Annotated in this window: 17 protein-coding genes; 15 read left to right on the forward strand and 2 right to left on the reverse strand. The window is 56.8% G+C overall.

What is annotated here, in order from left to right; all coding sequences use genetic code 11:
- Positions 1–61 precede the first annotated feature (61 nt).
- A complete protein-coding gene (locus LJN55_RS18950; protein ID WP_227536413.1) occupies positions 62–1,024 on the reverse strand; it encodes a LysR family transcriptional regulator in 963 nt (320 codons plus the stop codon).
- Positions 1,025–1,191: 167 nt separating this feature from the next.
- Here LJN55_RS18950 and LJN55_RS18955 point away from each other — a divergent pair, with 167 nt between their 5' ends.
- The 7 genes from LJN55_RS18955 to LJN55_RS18985 all read left to right on the forward strand — a co-directional run bounded on the left by LJN55_RS18955 (position 1,192) and on the right by LJN55_RS18985 (position 6,809).
- Positions 1,192–2,655 (forward strand): NAD(P)-binding domain-containing protein, encoded by a 1,464-nt coding sequence (locus tag LJN55_RS18955; protein ID WP_265106041.1) that lies wholly within the window; start codon positions 1,192–1,194, stop codon positions 2,653–2,655.
- Positions 2,652–3,134, forward strand: coding sequence for a CMD domain-containing protein (locus LJN55_RS18960; protein ID WP_227535040.1), 483 nt, complete (start codon positions 2,652–2,654; stop codon positions 3,132–3,134). Before LJN55_RS18955 ends, LJN55_RS18960 begins: the two co-directional genes overlap by 4 nt.
- Positions 3,131–3,697: a peroxidase-related enzyme gene (locus LJN55_RS18965; RefSeq protein WP_167863203.1), complete on the forward strand. Its 567-nt coding sequence runs from the start codon at positions 3,131–3,133 to the stop codon at positions 3,695–3,697. The genes LJN55_RS18960 and LJN55_RS18965 overlap by 4 nt, the downstream gene beginning before the upstream one ends.
- A 38-nt stretch (positions 3,698–3,735) precedes the next feature.
- Positions 3,736–4,476 carry an amino acid ABC transporter ATP-binding protein gene (locus LJN55_RS18970; protein WP_133842219.1) on the forward strand — a complete coding sequence of 247 codons (741 nt, stop codon included), beginning with the start codon at positions 3,736–3,738 and terminating at the stop codon, positions 4,474–4,476.
- A 17-nt stretch (positions 4,477–4,493) separates the two neighbouring features.
- Entirely contained in the window at positions 4,494–5,321 is an 828-nt protein-coding gene (locus LJN55_RS18975; RefSeq protein ID WP_227535041.1) for a transporter substrate-binding domain-containing protein, read from the forward strand.
- Between the two features lie 68 nt (positions 5,322–5,389).
- A complete protein-coding gene (locus tag LJN55_RS18980; protein WP_159336913.1) occupies positions 5,390–6,097 on the forward strand; it encodes an amino acid ABC transporter permease in 708 nt (235 codons plus the stop codon).
- 19 nt (positions 6,098–6,116) lie between these two features.
- Positions 6,117–6,809 carry an amino acid ABC transporter permease gene (locus LJN55_RS18985; protein WP_133842222.1) on the forward strand — a complete coding sequence of 231 codons (693 nt, stop codon included), beginning with the start codon at positions 6,117–6,119 and terminating at the stop codon, positions 6,807–6,809.
- A gap of 79 nt (positions 6,810–6,888) precedes the next feature.
- Here LJN55_RS18985 and hrpB read toward each other — a convergent pair whose 3' ends face one another.
- Entirely contained in the window at positions 6,889–9,339 is a 2,451-nt protein-coding gene (hrpB, locus tag LJN55_RS18990) for an ATP-dependent helicase HrpB (RefSeq protein ID WP_227535042.1), read from the reverse strand.
- Between the two features lie 183 nt (positions 9,340–9,522).
- Here hrpB and sfsA point away from each other — a divergent pair, with 183 nt between their 5' ends.
- The 8 genes from sfsA (at position 9,523) to panD (ending at position 16,448) form a co-directional block, all read left to right on the forward strand.
- Positions 9,523–10,227, forward strand: a complete 705-nt coding sequence (sfsA, locus tag LJN55_RS18995; protein ID WP_133842224.1) for a DNA/RNA nuclease SfsA — start codon at positions 9,523–9,525, stop codon at positions 10,225–10,227.
- A gap of 366 nt (positions 10,228–10,593) precedes the next feature.
- Positions 10,594–11,049, forward strand: coding sequence for an RNA polymerase-binding protein DksA (gene dksA, locus LJN55_RS19000; protein WP_133842225.1), 456 nt, complete (start codon positions 10,594–10,596; stop codon positions 11,047–11,049).
- Between the two features lie 69 nt (positions 11,050–11,118).
- Positions 11,119–12,027 (forward strand): tRNA glutamyl-Q(34) synthetase GluQRS, encoded by a 909-nt coding sequence (gene gluQRS, locus LJN55_RS19005; protein WP_167863215.1) that lies wholly within the window; start codon positions 11,119–11,121, stop codon positions 12,025–12,027.
- A gap of 58 nt (positions 12,028–12,085) precedes the next feature.
- Entirely contained in the window at positions 12,086–13,507 is a 1,422-nt protein-coding gene (gene pcnB, locus LJN55_RS19010) for a polynucleotide adenylyltransferase PcnB (protein WP_227536414.1), read from the forward strand.
- Entirely contained in the window at positions 13,504–13,983 is a 480-nt protein-coding gene (gene folK / locus LJN55_RS19015) for a 2-amino-4-hydroxy-6-hydroxymethyldihydropteridine diphosphokinase (protein WP_227535043.1), read from the forward strand. Before pcnB ends, folK begins: the two co-directional genes overlap by 4 nt.
- Before the next feature lie 355 nt (positions 13,984–14,338).
- On the forward strand, positions 14,339–15,133 hold the full coding sequence (gene panB, locus LJN55_RS19020) for a 3-methyl-2-oxobutanoate hydroxymethyltransferase (RefSeq protein WP_171149219.1): 795 nt from the start codon (positions 14,339–14,341) through the stop codon (positions 15,131–15,133).
- Positions 15,134–15,147: 14 nt separating this feature from the next.
- A complete protein-coding gene (panC, locus tag LJN55_RS19025; RefSeq protein ID WP_133842228.1) occupies positions 15,148–16,002 on the forward strand; it encodes a pantoate--beta-alanine ligase in 855 nt (284 codons plus the stop codon).
- Positions 16,003–16,067: 65 nt separating this feature from the next.
- Positions 16,068–16,448, forward strand: a complete 381-nt coding sequence (gene panD, locus LJN55_RS19030; protein WP_171149221.1) for an aspartate 1-decarboxylase — start codon at positions 16,068–16,070, stop codon at positions 16,446–16,448.
- The last annotated feature ends 30 nt before the right edge of the window (positions 16,449–16,478 follow it).

Here is a 16,478-nt window from a genome sequence, read left to right on the forward strand (position 1 = left end):
AGCGCGACAGAATACCATTTATTACTGGTGAGCATCTATTGTGCCTTTGCAACAAAAAACCTTAATTCTCCTGATGCAGGGACTGCATCACGCGCGCATGTTCATTCGCATCAAGGCAGATAAACTCCGGGAGCAGGCTGGCAGCAGCCTGTTTCAAAGCATCGATCAAGGCCAGAACGCTGGGGCGCGGTGGCCTGGATTGCGGAGTGGTGACACCAAAGTAATAAGGAATATCCACATCCAGCTCTCTGATCACTACGCCTGCCACGGGCAAACCGTAAGCGGTGACGGGCTCCATAATCGCCACACCTAATCCCGAGCGAATGCAGGAGAGAATATTCACCGATGAGTTCGTTTCAATCACACCCGCCGGTTTGACCTTTGCTTTACGCAAGACCTGTTCATAGCGCCTGCGCAGACGATACGGGTTGTAAGGTGTGATCAGCTTGCGTGACGTTAAGTCGGTTAACAGCACCTGCTCTTTCTGTGCCAACGGGTCATCTTCTCTCAGCGCCATGACGCAGCGCGACTGACCAATCCAATGAACCTGCGCCCCCTGATGCTCCAGCGGCAGGCTGCTGATCCCCAACTCCGCCTGGCCGGTAATAATGGCGTGCGCCGTTTGTTCAGCGGAATCACTCAGGATTTGCACCGAATCATCCAGATTCACCTGCGCCAGTGCCACGGGCAGCAGGCCGGAGGACATTGATGGCGTAGCGGCAATCAGCAGCGGGGTTTTTTCTTCTTTCCAGATCTCATTGGCGCGCAGGCGTATCTGTTGCAGTGACGTCAACGCCGTCTCAACGTACTCATGCAGACGCAGTGCCTGCTCGGTCGGGTAGATACGTGGCCCGTTACGCAAAAAAAGCGGATAACCGAGGGTGTTCTCCAGATCCTGGATCAGCCGCGTCACCGCCGGCTGCGAACGTTGCAGAACTTTAGCGGCTGCCGTCACACTGCCGGACGAGATGACCGCCGAGAAAGCCTGTAACTGGCGAAGGTCAAGATCGTTAAGTGAAGCCAGGTTCTGCATACGGGAATCCTTTATTTTTCAACAGCCATAATTATCAAGTGCAATTTTTGAATAAGCTAATTATTAATTAGTATTAAGAATACGCATACATGCTAATTCATAATGCGTTTTTCATATAATCCATTATATGCATTGAGATGACGAAAAGGGGCTTAATGATGTCAGCAAAGGGTGCAAACAAAATCGGTTTAGACGCGTTGCAGCAACGCCTGGCTGAGGATTTGTCTTTGCTGGAACTGCCCGCCAGGCCTTGGGTTCCCACGCGTGTTTACCATGGTGCCGCTGTGCGTGACGTGGTGGTGATTGGTGGCGGTATGTGCGGCCTGGCCACCACGGCAAAGCTGATCCTGAGCGGGATCACCAATGTCGTTGCCTATGATGCCGCGCCTGCCGGCCTGGAAGGACCGTGGGTGACTTTTGCCCGTATGGAAACACTGCGATCCCCCAAAACGCTGCACGGCCCGGCACTCGGCCTGCCGCAACTGACCTTCCGTGCCTGGTTCACGGCGCAGTGGGGAGCAGAAGCCTGGGAAGCGCTGGATAAAATTCCGAAAGGTCAGTGGATGGATTATCTGGTCTGGTATCGCCAGGTGCTGGCGCTGCCCGTGCGTAACAATGTGCGCATGACCGGTATCACTGCAGCGGACGATCTGATCGCTATCGATCTTGAGGGCGCAGAAACGGGACGGGTCTATACCCGACATCTGGTGCTGGCAACGGGACGTTCAGGGCTGGGCGGCTTTGCCGTTCCTGATTTCCTGCAAGGGGTTGACCACGCACTCTGGGCACATTCTGCCGATGATATCGATTTCGCTGCGCTGAAGGGCAAGCGTCTGGCGGTGATCGGAGCGGGTGCATCGTCGATGGACAATGCCGCTGCGGCACTGGAGTCCGGTGTCGGCTCCGTTGACCTGCTGATCCGCCGCAAAGAGATGCCACGCATCAACAAAATGACCGGCATCGGCAGCCAGGGCGTGGTGCACGGTATGCATCTGCTGCCTGACGCGTGGAAATGGAAGTTTGTCGACTACACCAACACCACCCAGACGCCGCCGCCGCGCTCCTCCACCCTGCGCGTCTCCCGCCATGCGAATGCCCGCTTCCTGCTCGATTGCGGTATCAGGGCGGTTGAAGAAAACGCGGGCGCGCTACGCATTGACACCACTCAGGGTCCGCTGCATTACGATTTTCTGATCGCCGCTACCGGCTTTTCCAATGACTTTAACGGCCGCCCGGAATTTGCTGCCATAGCGCCGCATATCCGCACCTGGTCGGATGGCCGTTACACGCCGGAAATGGGTGCACCGCGCCCTGGCATGCTGGCGTCACCGGACCTGGGGCCAACGTTTGAATTCCGTGAGCGTGTACCGGGTGCCTGCCCGATGCTGGCGAATATTCACTGCTTTAACGATGCCGCCATGCTGACGCACGGGAAGGTGTCCGGTGATATCCCGGCGGTCAGCGCCGGGACAGAACGTCTTGTGCGTGGCATTGCCGCTGCATTATTTGCTGAAGATGTCGATGCACACTTCACCAGCCTGATGGCTTATGACATCCCAGAACTCCAGGGAGATGAATGGACTGATTCCACTCCCCAACTTCAAAAGGATAACGCATTGTGATTGATGCTATCGACAAGGCGGCAGGCCTTGCCGCCGAGGATGCACTGTACGCAACCCGGCGTTTTCGCCCAGAATTTGTTCAGGGGGCCGAACTGTGCCGTCTCTCGGTGCTGCACCCCGAAAACGATCAGGGTCTGTCTGCGACATGGCGCCATGCGGTGGCCCTGCGCATCGCCACATTGAATGCGGATACAGCACTGATAGCCGAATACAGCGCACAGCTGGCGGCGTTGACGCCTGACGACACGCTGCTGGCTTTCGCCAGTGGAGCATCCGTCTGCGACGAACCGCTGGCGACCCTCGCTCGCCATGTTGACCGGATCACACTGACTCCGGGTGAAGCCAAAGCCGATGATATCGCCCGGCTGGCCGGGGCGGGCTTCAACAATCCGCAGATCGTCGCGCTATCTGAACTGATTGCCTTCGTGAATTTCCAGACCAAAGTGGCCAGCGGTTTGCGCCTGATGAGGTTGTTATGATCCCATCCGTTACCCTGAAGCCCCTGACCTGGCACCCGCATATCGCTCCGGTCGAGCTGTCTGAAGCCACGCCACAGCAGATTGAAGCGATGAAGGTCACGCCATCGAATAAGAAGGTCTCGGAATATGTGCGCACGCTGGCGCACGACCCCGAGAGCTACGTAGCCCGTACCGTGCTGTTCAATGCCATTATGTATGTTGACGGCGGTTTGCCCCATGCCGACCGCGAACTGGGTGCGCTTGGAGCGTCAATGGTGAATGGCTGCAAGTTCTGCGCCGTGGTTCATGCGCGCCGCCATGCCAACCTGACCAAAAGCAACGACGTGGTCAGCGCACTCTATTTCGATAAACCCGAGCAGCTCGGCCCACGCGATGCGGCGATCCACCGCTTTGCCCGTCGTCTGTCGGCCGTGCCCTCGGAAGCGACGGCGGAAGATATCGCCCTGCTGAAATCCGTTGGCATGGATGACGTCGACATCGTCGACCTGATCCACGCCATCTCCATCTTCGGCTGGGCAAATCGCCTGATGCACGTTCTCGGCCACGCCGATAGCGGAAACTGAAGCACCTTAACGCCACCTGTGCCAGGAAACTGACCAACATGCTTGAACTTGACAATATTAAGCTCGCCTACGGTAGCTCAGAAATTCTGAAAGGCGTGAACCTCTCGGTGAAACGCGGTGATGTGCTGTCGATTATTGGCCCAAGCGGCACCGGGAAAACCACGCTGCTGCGCTGTATTAACTATCTGGCAAAGCCTTCATCCGGCAGCATCACGTTCGATCAAATCCGCATGGATTATCAGTCCGTCGACAAAAACGCCGTTCAGGCGATCCGTTTGCGTACCGCCATGGTATTCCAGCAGTTTAACGTGTTTAAAAACATGACGGTCATTCAGAACGTGATGGATCCGCTGATTGTCGTACAGCGTAAGTCTGCTGATGAAGCGCGTAAAATTGCCCTTGAAGAGCTGGATCGCGTCGGTTTGTCTGACAAGCGCGACCACTATCCGTCTCAGCTTTCCGGCGGGCAGCTTCAGCGTACCGGCATCGCCAGGGCGCTGGCCGTGCGGCCAGATGTGATCCTCTTCGATGAACCGACCTCCTCACTGGACCCGGAGCTGGTCGGCGAAGTACTGAAAGTGATCAAAGAGGTGACTTCATCGGGGATCACTTCGCTGCTGGTCACCCATGAGATGCAATTTGCTAAAAATGTCTCAAACCGCATCGTGTTTATGGATCAGGGCGTTGTCGCGGCGGAAGGTAGCCCAACGGAGATTTTTGACACGCCGTCAAATCCACGACTCGCGCAGTTCCTCCAGTCCGAAACAACGCTCTACTAACTAAAAGGATAATAACAATGCCTGCAAACACTACCCCTTTCCGTCGTCTGACCCTGGCATTACTTGCCGGTGTCGCCATCGCGGCATCCGGCATGGGTTCCGCCTCTGCACAGACGCCTGTACGCATTATTAAAGTGGCTACCGCTGCAGAATCTAAGCCGCTCTCCTGGGGCGCCATCGGCCATGAACCCCAGGGCTACGAGCCCGATCTGTTGAGAGCGATTAACGCCAAACTTCCGCAGTATCGCTTCGAGCTGGAAGGGGCCGCGGATATTGCCCAGGAAACCGGGCTGGCCACCGGCAAATACGATATGGCGACCGGCGGTTTCTACACCGCTCCGGCACGCAGCAAGCAGTTCCTGATCCCGGCCACCCCGATGGGGGCCAGCATGATGAAAATCTACAGCCGCAAGGACAGCAACATCAACACCATGAAGGATCTGGTGGGTAAGAAAATTGTTCCGGTCACTGCCGGCGGTGGCGTCTATAAATTTGTGACTCAGTGGCAGCAAGAGAACCCGAACGATGCGGTGAAAATCTCAGCGTCCAGTGCCGGTATTCCTTACCCGGACCGTCTGAAAGAAGTGCAGCGTGGTAAGTACGATGCCCTGATCCTGCCTTCAAACCTGGGTGAGCAGACGGTTATCGAAACACAGAAACTCGATATCAAAGCCAGTGAGCCGGTGTCAATCAACAATACCTACGTGCTGATCCACCGCTCAGAAGAGAACCAGCGTCTGTCAGATGATATTGATGGCGTGCTGAAAACGCTGAAAGCCGATGGCACTCTCGACAAACTGTCGCAGAAGTGGTTCGGCGAAGACGTGGTGAAGTACATCAAGTAACTCTGACGATGGCCCGGCGTTGCCGGGTCAACGGTCAATGCCGACATTATTAGCAGGAGTGTTTCACCATGGATCTTACCGTCATGATCCCAGAGCTACTCTCGGCCTTGCCGTTAACGCTCGCGATTATGTTTGTAGCGCTCATCGCAGGCTTCGTGCTGGCACTGATTGCCACAACCTTCAGGGTTCGCAGGGTACTGGTGCTCAGCCAACTGGCCGACCTTTACGTCTCCTATGCCCGCAGCGTGCCGGTGGTATTGCAGCTGTTCGTGGCGTTCTACGGCCTGCCTGTTTTTGTTGCCTTGTTTGATATGAAAGATTTCGTCACGCCCACGCTGGCGTCAATGGTTGGGCTGAGTCTGTATCACGGCGGCTATCTGTCAGAGGTGATTCGCCCGGCCTGGCTGGCGGTTGAACGCGGCCAGCATGATGCCGCAGACAGCCTGGGTTACAGCTTCTGGCAAAAACTCACCCGCGTCGCCGGGCCACAGGCATTGCACATTGCGTTACCGGGTTACGGCAATGCGGTGATCTACATGATCCACAATGTGGCGCTGGTGATGTATATCGGGGCTGCCGATATCATGGCGACCGCGCACCTGGTGATGGAGCGGGATTACAACCAGTATCAGTTCAGCACCTATCTGGTGTTGGGGGTGATTTACTCCCTGCTGTGCCTGATTTCCTGGCTGATTGTGCGCGTCTTCGAGCGTCGGTTCTCTCGCTACACCTCGAAAACCGCCCCGTCCAGAATTAAGCTCACGGCGAGCATCTGACTGAAGAAGGTGATTAACCATGTTTGATTTAGATGTCTTGCTGCCGGATTTTTTAAGCATTATGGACGCTGTGCCATTAACGTTGATGATGGCCGTGACGATTTTTATCTTCTCGACGCTGACAGGGGGTCTGTTTGCCCTGATCGAATACCGACAAATCCCGGTGCTGCGGCAACTGGTTGTCGGTTATAAGGTAGTGTTTAAAGGCGTGCCGATGGTGGTGATGATTTTCCTTGCCTACTACGGCCTGCCTCCGGCACTGCATTTCAGCGCATCGCTGGTCGGTGTTGACTATAACGGCCATTCCATGCCGAACTGGGTAATCGTTATCGTGGCGCTCACGGCCTGCGTGGCCGCCTTCCAGGCCGAAGTGATCAAAGGGGCGCTGAACTCCTTTGATACCGGGCAGTCGGACGCCGCGCGTTCGCTGGGCTACTCCAACGGCCAGCTGTTCCGCCGCGTGCTGTTTCCTCAGACGATCATTGCCGCGATCCCGGATCTGGCAAACTCCTTTATGGTGATCATGAAGGCGCTCTCGCTGGCCTTCGCCATTGAAGTGGTGGATATCTTTGCGCAAGCACAGCTGACAGCGGCACTGAACTATTACTACCTGGAAGCGTTCCTGGTGGCGGTGGTGTTCTATATGGTGATCGCCTGGGTAATCACCAAAGTGGCCGATAAACTGGAAGCACGGCTCAGGATCAGAACCTGATTATTGCGGGTTTCACAAAGGATCATCGCCCTGGCAGGTTGCCGGGGCGATTGTCGTCAGGCGCACTGACAGCAGAAAGTTACTTCTTGGTTGCAGACGGGGAAAACCGTTTCACCCGGCTGGTGGGGAGGGTATTGGCGGGATCATCAGGCCACAAATGCTTTGGATAACGCCCTTTCATCTCTTTTTGCACTTCCCGATAGGCACCCGACCAGAATGCTGCCAGGTCCCGCGTGATCTGCAACGGCCGATGCGCCGGGGATAACAGCTCCAGTACCAGCGGCACGCGTCCGTTCGCCACGCTTGGGTTCTTCGCCTCGCCGTACATCTCCTGCAAACGCACCGCCAGCGCCGGGGGCTTATCCTGATGATAGTGAACAGGTAAGCGGCTGCCGGTGGGCACGACATAATGAGTCGGCAGTACCGCGTCCAGCTGCTGGCGCTGCGCCCAGCTCAGCAGCTGCGATAGCGCGCTGGTCACATCGAGCTGTCGCAATCCTTTACCATCACGCACACCGCTCATTGCCGGCAGCAGCCATTGTTCCAGCGATGCCAGCAACGCAGGCTCCTCTGCATCGGGCCAGTCCCCTTCCGGTAACCATTGCGCGGCACACACCAGACGTAAGCGCAGCTGTTCTGCCTGCGGTGTCCAGTTGAGCACCGACAACCCTTTCGCCCGCACCCAGCGCAGCATCGCGGTATGCAGCTCACCCTCTTCGGGTTTTGCCAGCGGCTGGGATTTCAATACCAGCTGGCCGATCTGTTCGCGCCGCCAGGCACGCAGGGTGCCTTTTTCTTCATCCCATTCAACCTCAGTCTGCTGCTGCACCAGCTCAGGACACTGACTGACCAGACGCTCAATATCCAGCGGTAACGCCTGTAGCATACGTGCATCCGGCTGGCTGTTTCCCTGCAACAGGGCGGGGGCGATCAGCCATTCATGGCGAGTTAAACCGTCTTCACGATCGAGCGAAGCACCGCTGCCGTTCGCTAACTGATAGCGCCCGTCCACACCCCGCCGCCGTGCAATCCGGTCTGGAAACGCCGCCGCCAGCAACGGCGCAATAAGATCGTCGTCAGCCCGTCCTCCGGTGATGTTTAACCGTTGCTGAAGCTGACGTGCGCGGCGCTGCCACTGTGGCAGGCGGCGATGAAAACTGTCACGCAGATCCGTGCTGCCGCGCACCGGCTCCTCCAGCATCGCCACCAGCTCCGCAGCGGTGGCAACCGCATTCGCCTCCTGCCCGGCCGCCATCAGCAGTGCAGCAAAGCGCGGCTTACTGCCCAGCGTCGCCATTTTACGCCCGCGCGACGTCAGCCGGCCTTCATCATCGGTCGCGCCCAGTTGGCGCAGTAACTGACGGGCGGCCGCAATCCCTGCAGCCGGAGGCACATCCAGCCACTTCAGTTGGCTGACCTCCTGGCAGCCCCACTGCAACAGATCGAGCCACAGCGCCGCCAGATCGCTGTTGAGGATTTCCGGTTCGCTATGGGCAGCGGCACGCTCCGCCTGTTCACGGGCAATCAGATGCAGACAGATGCCGGGCTCCAGACGCCCGGCACGTCCGGCGCGCTGGGTCATTGATGCCTGGCTGACGCGCTGCGTTTGCAGGCCGGTCACGCCGCTGCGCAGATCAAACTGCGCGCTACGTTCCTGAGCGCTGTCCACCACCAGGCGAATGCCTTCAATCGTCAGGCTGGTTTCCGCAATATTGGTCGCCAGCACCACTTTACGCCGCCCGTCAGCGGAAGGCAGGATCGCCCGGCGCTGTTCCGCCAGCGACAGCGCGCCGTAAAGCGGGCAGAGGTCAACGTCGCTGGCGACTCGTTCGGCCAGTTGCGTTTGCACGCGCTGAATTTCGGCCACGCCGGGCAAAAAAAGCAGCATCGAACCCGGCTCTTCATTCAATAACTGGCTGGCCTGCCGCGCCACCGCCTCTTCAAAACGCAGGTTGGCCGCCAAAGGCTGATAACGGCGCTCCACCGGAAATGATCGCCCTTCTGAGCTGATCAACGGTGCCTCGGGTAACCTTTCGCGCAGCCGTGAATTGTCCAGCGTCGCAGACATGATCAGCACTTTAAGGTCATCACGTAATCCGCCCTGCACATCCAGCAGCAGCGCCAGCGCTAGATCGCCTTGCAGGCTGCGTTCGTGGAACTCATCGAGGATCACCAGCGACACACCGTCCAGCATCGGGTCCTGTTGCAGCATGCGCGTCAGTATCCCCTCCGTCACGACTTCCAGGCGGGTATGTTTTCCGCTGCGGCTTTCACCCCGCATGCGGTAACCCACGGTGGCACCCGGCTCTTCCTCCAGCAGTTCGGCCAGCCGTTGCGCCACATTTCGCGCCGCCAGCCTGCGGGGTTCAAGCAGCAGAATACGCCCGTCAAAACCGGCCTGTTGCAGGATCTGCAGCGGCAGCCAGGTGGATTTCCCGGCCCCGGTGGGCGCAGCCAGCAATACCTGCTGTGATGTCTGCAAGGCGGCCAACAGCTCAGGTAATACGACACTGACGGGTAATGAACTCACGTTTTGCTCCAGAACAACATGGTCTAATTTTTGCGGGCATTGTAGCATTGCCCGCGAGGGATTGACCGCAGGACGCAATGCGTGTTTGCAACTATCCACCCTATTCATCTGCCTGTCACATTTCTGCGCAACGCTACGCAGCCTGACGTGCTGCTGCCGGGCAATTTACGATAAGGAATTCCTATGGAATTTACGCCCGGACTGCTGTCAGCACGACTGGTTAAACGTTATAAACGCTTTCTGGCCGATATTGTGACGCCCGAAGGAGAGGCCCTGACCATCCATTGTGCCAATACCGGTGCGATGACCGGATGTGCCACGCCGGGCGATACGGTCTGGTACTCGACATCGGCCAGCCTGACGCGGAAATATCCGCACAGCTGGGAGCTGACGCACACGCAGCAGGGGCACTGGATTTGTGTTAATACCCTGCGCGCTAATGGACTGGTACGTGAAGCCCTCGCCGCCGATCGGATTCCAGAGTTATCCGGTTACGATAAAATCGTACCTGAAGTGAAATACGGCAGCGAAAACAGCCGGATTGACTTCCTGTTACAGGCGGATAATCGCAGTAACTGCTATATTGAAGTCAAATCCGTGACGCTATTACAGCAGGGTAAAGGGTATTTTCCGGATGCGGTGACCGAGCGTGGCCAGAAGCATTTGCGCGAACTCATGCAGATCGCGCAATCGGGTCATCGTGCGGTACTGTTCTTCGCCGTTCTGCATTCGGGGATTGAGGACGTTTCCCCGGCGCGTCATATCGATGTACGCTACGCGGAACTATTGGCACAGGCACAACAGAGTGGCGTTGAACTGCTCTGTTATAAGGCGCAGTTATCACCCGAAGGGATCAACCTGCACAGCCCCCTGACGGTAGAGTTGTAAAATTTAGCGCAATTTGTTTTGATACGGCAAATCTGCATTTCCAACCGATTTCAAACGGCAGAAAAAGGGCAACCGAAAGAATCTCCCAATGCTTACATCATGTTAAGTGCAGGGGGAAAAAGAAGAAGCCAACATCGCTGTGGATTGAGAGAGGAAGATGAGCCGCGCTAAATACGCTTTTCCTCACATGCTTGTCAATAGATGTTCAGGAATAATTGCTAACCTTGACCGCTTCTGTTATTTATAGCGGCCTGTTTTTTCCCCTTAGTGGGATCGATACCCGAAGATTCGGGTTGCAGGGTGGCTGCTAACGCACCTGCAGCTTAAAGACAAAGGGTGTAGTGCGTGTTATCCAGGAGAAACAACATGCAAGAAGGGCAAAACCGTAAAACATCGTCCCTGAGTATTCTCGCCATTGCTGGTGTGGAACCATACCAGGAGAAGCCGGGCGAAGAGTATATGAACAAAGCCCAGCTGGAGCACTTCAAGAAAATTCTTGAAGCCTGGCGTAACCAGCTTCGGGATGAAGTGGACCGCACTGTTTCGCATATGCAAGATGAAGCCGCTAACTTCCCGGACCCCGCTGACCGCGCAACTCAGGAAGAAGAGTTTAGTCTTGAACTGCGTAACCGTGACCGTGAGCGCAAGCTGATCAAAAAGATCGAGAAGACGCTGAAGAAAGTGCTGGATGACGATTTTGGCTACTGTGATTCCTGTGGTGTTGAAATCGGTATTCGTCGCCTTGAAGCACGTCCAACGGCTGATCTTTGCATTGACTGCAAAACGCTGGCGGAAATCCGCGAAAAACAAATGGCCGGTTAACGGCGCATTGATTGTGCAGTGAAGCAGGGAGCGGTTTGCGCTGCCGCTTCACTGCCTCTCTTATTCATGATGTCATCATCTTATATTGGGCGCTTCGCCCCCTCCCCGTCTGGCGACCTGCATTTCGGCTCACTGATTGCTGCTTTAGGCAGTTACCTACAGGCACGTGCGCAACGTGGCCTCTGGCGTGTCCGTATTGAAGATATCGACCCTCCCCGCGAAATTCCCGGCGCCGCAACGCGTATCCTGAAGCAGTTGGAAGATCATGGGCTGGAATGGGATGGCGATGTGCTGTGGCAGTCGCAACGCCATGACGCTTACCGTGCAGCACTCCACGATCTGCAACGGCAGGGTCATTGCTATTACTGCACGTGTACCCGTAGCCGGATCCAGCAAACAGGCGGACTGTATGACGGCCACTGCCGCACGCTAGGTCATGGCCCGCATCAGGCTGCGCTGCGTTTAAAAGTCGACCATCCGGTGCTGGCGTTTAACGATCGGCTGCGCGGGCGGGTTGAGGCCGATCCTGCACTGGCACGTGAAGACTTTATTATTCATCGCCGTGATGGGCTCTTTGCCTACAATCTGGCGGTGGTGGTCGACGACCATTTTCAGGGCATCACTGAAGTGGTGCGCGGGGCAGACCTGATTGAACCCACGGTGCGCCAGATAACGTTGTATCAACAGTCTGGCTGGACTGCGCCCGCACATTTACATCTGCCGCTGGTGCTTAATCAAGACGGCAATAAACTGTCCAAGCAAAATCATGCCCCGGCATTGCCCGCAGGCGATTCGCGTCCGGCACTGGTTGACGCATTGCGTTTTCTCGGCCAGACCGTCACCGCTGGCTGGCGCGATTTAACGCTAACAACACTATTACAGCAGGCCGTTGATGGCTGGGATTGCGAAAAAATCCCCATTAACGATGCCAGGCTGGCGCATACCGCGACTTCGGCATTCTCAAACGGCTCACTCTGAGCTATGATTAGCCGCTGTTTTTACTGACCAGATTTCAATGTCACTATCGAGGTGTCCCATTTTTACCCGAGTTGCTAATTTTTGCCGGAAAGTCCTCAGTCGTGATGAGGTGGCGCCAGCCGTGGTCGAGGAAGTGCGCCAGATGGCCGTCATTCCACGTGACGCCCATAACATCTCGCGCAAGGACATCAGTGAAAATGCCCTCAAGGTTCTGTATCGCCTGAATAAAGCCGGATATGAAGCCTACCTGGTAGGCGGCGGCGTGCGCGATTTGTTGCTGGGTAAAAAACCGAAAGACTTCGATGTGACCACCAACGCCACGCCAGACCAGATGCGCAAGCTGTTCCGCAACTGCCGCCTGGTTGGCCGTCGCTTTCGTCTGGCACACGTGATGTTTGGCCCCGAAATTATCGAGGTTGCTACCTTCCGTGGGCATCACGAAGCCGAACAACAGGTCGCCGATGACCGCAACAGCTCGCAGCGCGGCCAGAACGGCATGCTGCTGCGCGACAATATTTTTGGTTCAATTGAAGATGACGCCCAGCGCCGCGATCTGACCATTAACAGCCTCTATTACAGCGTGGCTGACTTCTCCGTGCGTGATTACGTCGGTGGGCTCAGCGATCTGCAGCAAGGCATTATCCGCATGATCGGCGACCCGGAAACCCGCTACCGTGAAGACCCGGTGCGTATGCTGCGCGTAGTGCGTTTTGCCGCCAAACTGGATATGAGCATCGCGGCCGAGACAGGTGAACCTATCCCGCGTCTGGCGACACTGCTGAATGATATTCCCCCGGCGCGTCTGTTTGAAGAAACCCTTAAACTGTTGCAGGCGGGCTACGGCCACAGTACCTATCTGAAACTGCGGGAACATCAGTTGTTCCAGCCGCTGTTCCCGATCATCACCCGTTACTTCACCGAACAAGGTGACAGTAATATGGAGCGGATGATCCTTCAGGTGCTGAAAAACACCGACAGCCGCATCCACAACCAGATGCGTGTTAACCCGGCGTTCCTCTTTGCCGCCATCTTCTGGTACCCACAGCTGGAAGCGGCACAGAAAATTGCTCAGGAAAGCGGCCTCGCTTATTACGATGCCTTCGCCCTGTCGATGAATGATGTGCTGGATGAAGCCTGTCGTTCGCTGGCGATCCCAAAACGTATTACCACGCTGGTGCGTGACATCTGGACGCTGCAACTCCGCCTGTCACGCCGTCACGGCAAACGTGCGTGGAAGCTGATGGAGCATCCTAAGTTCCGTGCCGCCTACGACCTGCTGGCACTGCGTGCTGAAGTGGAACATAACCACGAGCTGCAACGACTGACCACATGGTGGAGCGAGTTCCAGGTTTCTGCGCCACCGCAGCAGAAAACCATGCTCAATACCCTGGGCGACGATCCGGTGCCACGCCGTCGTACGCGCCGTCCGCGTAAACGCGTACCGGGCAGCCCACGTCGCGATCATAATAACGACGCATGATCCGCGTTTATCTGGCGCTGGGCAGTAATCTGGCCGACCCGTTGCATCAGGTGCAGTCTGCACTGAATGCGCTGGCGGCCATTCCCGATACTACGTTGGTTGCCACCTCGTCCCTCTACCGCACCCCACCTTACGGTCCGCCGGATCAGCCTGATTTCCTCAACGCCGCCGTGGCGCTGGATACCCGACTTGACGCTGAATCTCTGCTGAACCATACCCAGCGTATTGAACTGGAGCAGGGCCGCGTACGCAAGGCACACCGCTGGGGGCCGCGTACACTCGATCTCGATATCATGCTGTTTGGTGAGCAGACGCTGAACACGCCGCGCCTGACAGTGCCGCATTATGATCTGCACAACCGCGCCTTTATGCTGCTGCCGTTACTGGAGATAGCGCCAGAGCTTTGCCTGCCAGATGGCACGCGGCTGGCGGATATTCTGGCCACCCTCGACAGCAGCAGTATCCGGCGCTGGTAAAGCATAAGGGTCGGGCATGCCCGACCCCTACGGAAAAATCGCACGTCTGTTCCCACCCCAACGGAAAAATCGCACGTCTGTTCCCACCCCACGGGAAAATCGCACGTCTGTTCCCACCCAACGGAAAAATCACACGTCGGTTCCCACTTCTACGGGAAAATCACACGTCGGTTCCCACCCCACGGGAAAATCGCACGTCTGTTCCCTTACCCGTAGGGGCGAGGCACGCCTCGTCCGCGACAGTGCTGACATGCCTCGCCCGCGACCATGCTGACCTGCCTCACCCGCGACAGTGCTGACATCCCTCTTCCCTTCCTTTAAGATACTGCCCAACTGGATTTTATTAGGTGGAATGATGAAACCGACAACTGTCTCGACCCTGCATCAGTGGAAACAACAGGGGCGTAAATTCGCCTCAATTACCGCGTACGATTTCAGTTTCGCCAAACTCTTTGCCGATGAAGGCATTGAAGTGATGCTGGTCGGGGATTCGCTCGGCATGGTCGTACAAGGCCATGACTCCACACTGCCCGTGACGGTTGCAGATATTGCCTATCACACTCAGGCAGTGCGCCGTGGCAGCGCCAATGCCCTGCTGCTCGCCGATCTGCCGTTTATGAGTTACGCCACACCGCAACAGACTTTTGATAACGCCGCGCAGTTGATGCGTGCCGGGGCCAATATGGTCAAACTGGAAGGCGGGAAATGGCTGGCAGAAACGGTGAAACAGCTGACTGAACGCGCAGTGCCCGTTTGCGGGCATCTGGGTCTGACGCCCCAGTCGGTCAATATTTTCGGCGGCTACAAAGTCCAGGGGCGCTCCAGCAGCGATGCTGAACGCCTGCTGGATGATGCGCTGGCGCTGGAAGCCGCAGGCATGCAGCTGGTCGTACTGGAGTGCGTGCCGGTTGCACTGGCGCAGCGTATTACCGAAGCACTGACCATTCCAACCATCGGCATTGGTGCGGGTAACGTTACCGATGGTCAGATCCTGGTGATGCACGACGCCTTTGGCATCACCGGCGGCCATATCCCCAAATTCGCCAAGAACTTCCTCGCTGAGGCTGGAGAGATCCGCGCCGCAGTGCGTCAGTATGTGGCCGAAGTGGAAGCCGGAAGCTATCCGGCTGCCCAACACAGTTTCCAGTAACCGAGGAGTAAGCCGTGCTGATTATTGAAACCCTGCCGATGCTGCGTCGTGAAGTGCGGCGCTGGCGCCAGGATGGCAAGCGTATCGCGCTGGTTCCCACGATGGGTAACCTGCATGACGGGCATATGACGCTGGTCGACGAAGCACGCGCGAGTGCCGATATCGTCGTGGTGTCGATTTTCGTTAACCCGATGCAGTTCGAACGCGCTGATGACCTGGCACGCTACCCGCGTACGTTGCAGGAAGATTGCGAAAAGCTGAATCGCCGTGGCGTTGACCTGGTGTTCTCTCCGGCACCTGGCGACGTTTACCCGCAAGGTCTGGGTGAACAGACCTTCGTTGAGGTTCCCGGCCTCTCCACGCTGCTGGAAGGTGCCAGCCGTCCCGGTCACTTCCGTGGCGTCTCCACCATCGTCAGCAAGCTGTTTAATCTGGTGCAGCCCGACCTCGCGTGCTTTGGCGAAAAAGATTATCAGCAACTGGCGCTGATCCGCAAAATGGTGGCGGATATGGGCTACGATATTGACATCGTTGGTGTGCCAACCGTGCGCGCCAAAGATGGCCTGGCGCTCAGTTCGCGTAACGGTTACCTCACCGCCGATGAGCGCAAAATTGCGCCCGTGGTGAGCAAGGTCATGAACGGTATTGCGGAAAAACTGAGCCAGGGTGAACGCCATGTGGACACACTGATTGCAGAGGCCGAAAACGCCCTCAGCGATCAGGGATTACAGCCTGACGGCCTGGCGATTGTCGATGCCGATACGCTGCGACCGCTGAATGTCGACAGCCAGCGCGCAGTCATCCTGATGGCGGCGTGGTTGGGTAAAGCGCGTTTGATTGATAACCAACAGGTTGATCTGACGCAGTAGACAGCCGCGCCCTCTCAGGCAATACTGACGGCCGTTTTTTTGAATTGATTGCAGGGTGACTTTTTATGAACCGTACTATGTTGCAGGGCAAACTTCACCGGGTCAAAGTGACTCAGGCGGACCTGAATTACGAAGGTTCCTGCGCCATCGACCAGGACTTCCTCGACGCTTCCGGCATTCTGCAATACGAAGCGATTGATATCTATAACGTGAACAACGGCCAGCGTTTTTCCACCTATGCGATTGCTGCCGAACGGGGTTCAAAAATCATTTCGGTGAACGGTGCGGCAGCGCGCTGTGCCTGCGAAGGGGACCTGCTGATTATCTGTTCTTACGTGCAGATGTCCGATGCCGAAGCGCGTGAATGGCAGCCTAAAGTGGCCTATTTTGAAGGCGACAACCAGATGAAGCGCCTGGCGAAAGCCGTGCCAGTTCAGGTCGCGTAAGTGATATTTAACGGGCCGATCGGAAAAATG

Source organism: Erwinia rhapontici (assembly GCF_020683125.1).
GTDB classification, from domain to species: Bacteria; Pseudomonadota; Gammaproteobacteria; order Enterobacterales; family Enterobacteriaceae; genus Erwinia; species Erwinia rhapontici.

Excerpts from the sequence above, each read along its gene's own strand:
- LJN55_RS18975 (WP_227535041.1), top strand. The coding sequence starts at position 4,494 with ATGCCTGCAAACACTACCCCTTTCCGTCGTCTGACCCTGGCATTACTT.
- sfsA (WP_133842224.1), top strand. The coding sequence starts at position 9,523 with ATGGAATTTACGCCCGGACTGCTGTCAGCACGACTGGTTAAACGTTAT.
- panB (WP_171149219.1), top strand. The coding sequence starts at position 14,339 with ATGAAACCGACAACTGTCTCGACCCTGCATCAGTGGAAACAACAGGGG.
- folK (WP_227535043.1), top strand. The coding sequence starts at position 13,504 with ATGATCCGCGTTTATCTGGCGCTGGGCAGTAATCTGGCCGACCCGTTG.
- LJN55_RS18970 (WP_133842219.1), top strand. The coding sequence starts at position 3,736 with ATGCTTGAACTTGACAATATTAAGCTCGCCTACGGTAGCTCAGAAATT.
- panD (WP_171149221.1), top strand. The coding sequence starts at position 16,068 with ATGAACCGTACTATGTTGCAGGGCAAACTTCACCGGGTCAAAGTGACT.
- LJN55_RS18965 (WP_167863203.1), top strand. The coding sequence starts at position 3,131 with ATGATCCCATCCGTTACCCTGAAGCCCCTGACCTGGCACCCGCATATC.
- LJN55_RS18985 (WP_133842222.1), top strand. The coding sequence starts at position 6,117 with ATGTTTGATTTAGATGTCTTGCTGCCGGATTTTTTAAGCATTATGGAC.
- dksA (WP_133842225.1), top strand. The coding sequence starts at position 10,594 with ATGCAAGAAGGGCAAAACCGTAAAACATCGTCCCTGAGTATTCTCGCC.
- gluQRS (WP_167863215.1), top strand. The coding sequence starts at position 11,119 with ATGTCATCATCTTATATTGGGCGCTTCGCCCCCTCCCCGTCTGGCGAC.
- LJN55_RS18980 (WP_159336913.1), top strand. The coding sequence starts at position 5,390 with ATGGATCTTACCGTCATGATCCCAGAGCTACTCTCGGCCTTGCCGTTA.
- LJN55_RS18955 (WP_265106041.1), top strand. The coding sequence starts at position 1,192 with ATGTCAGCAAAGGGTGCAAACAAAATCGGTTTAGACGCGTTGCAGCAA.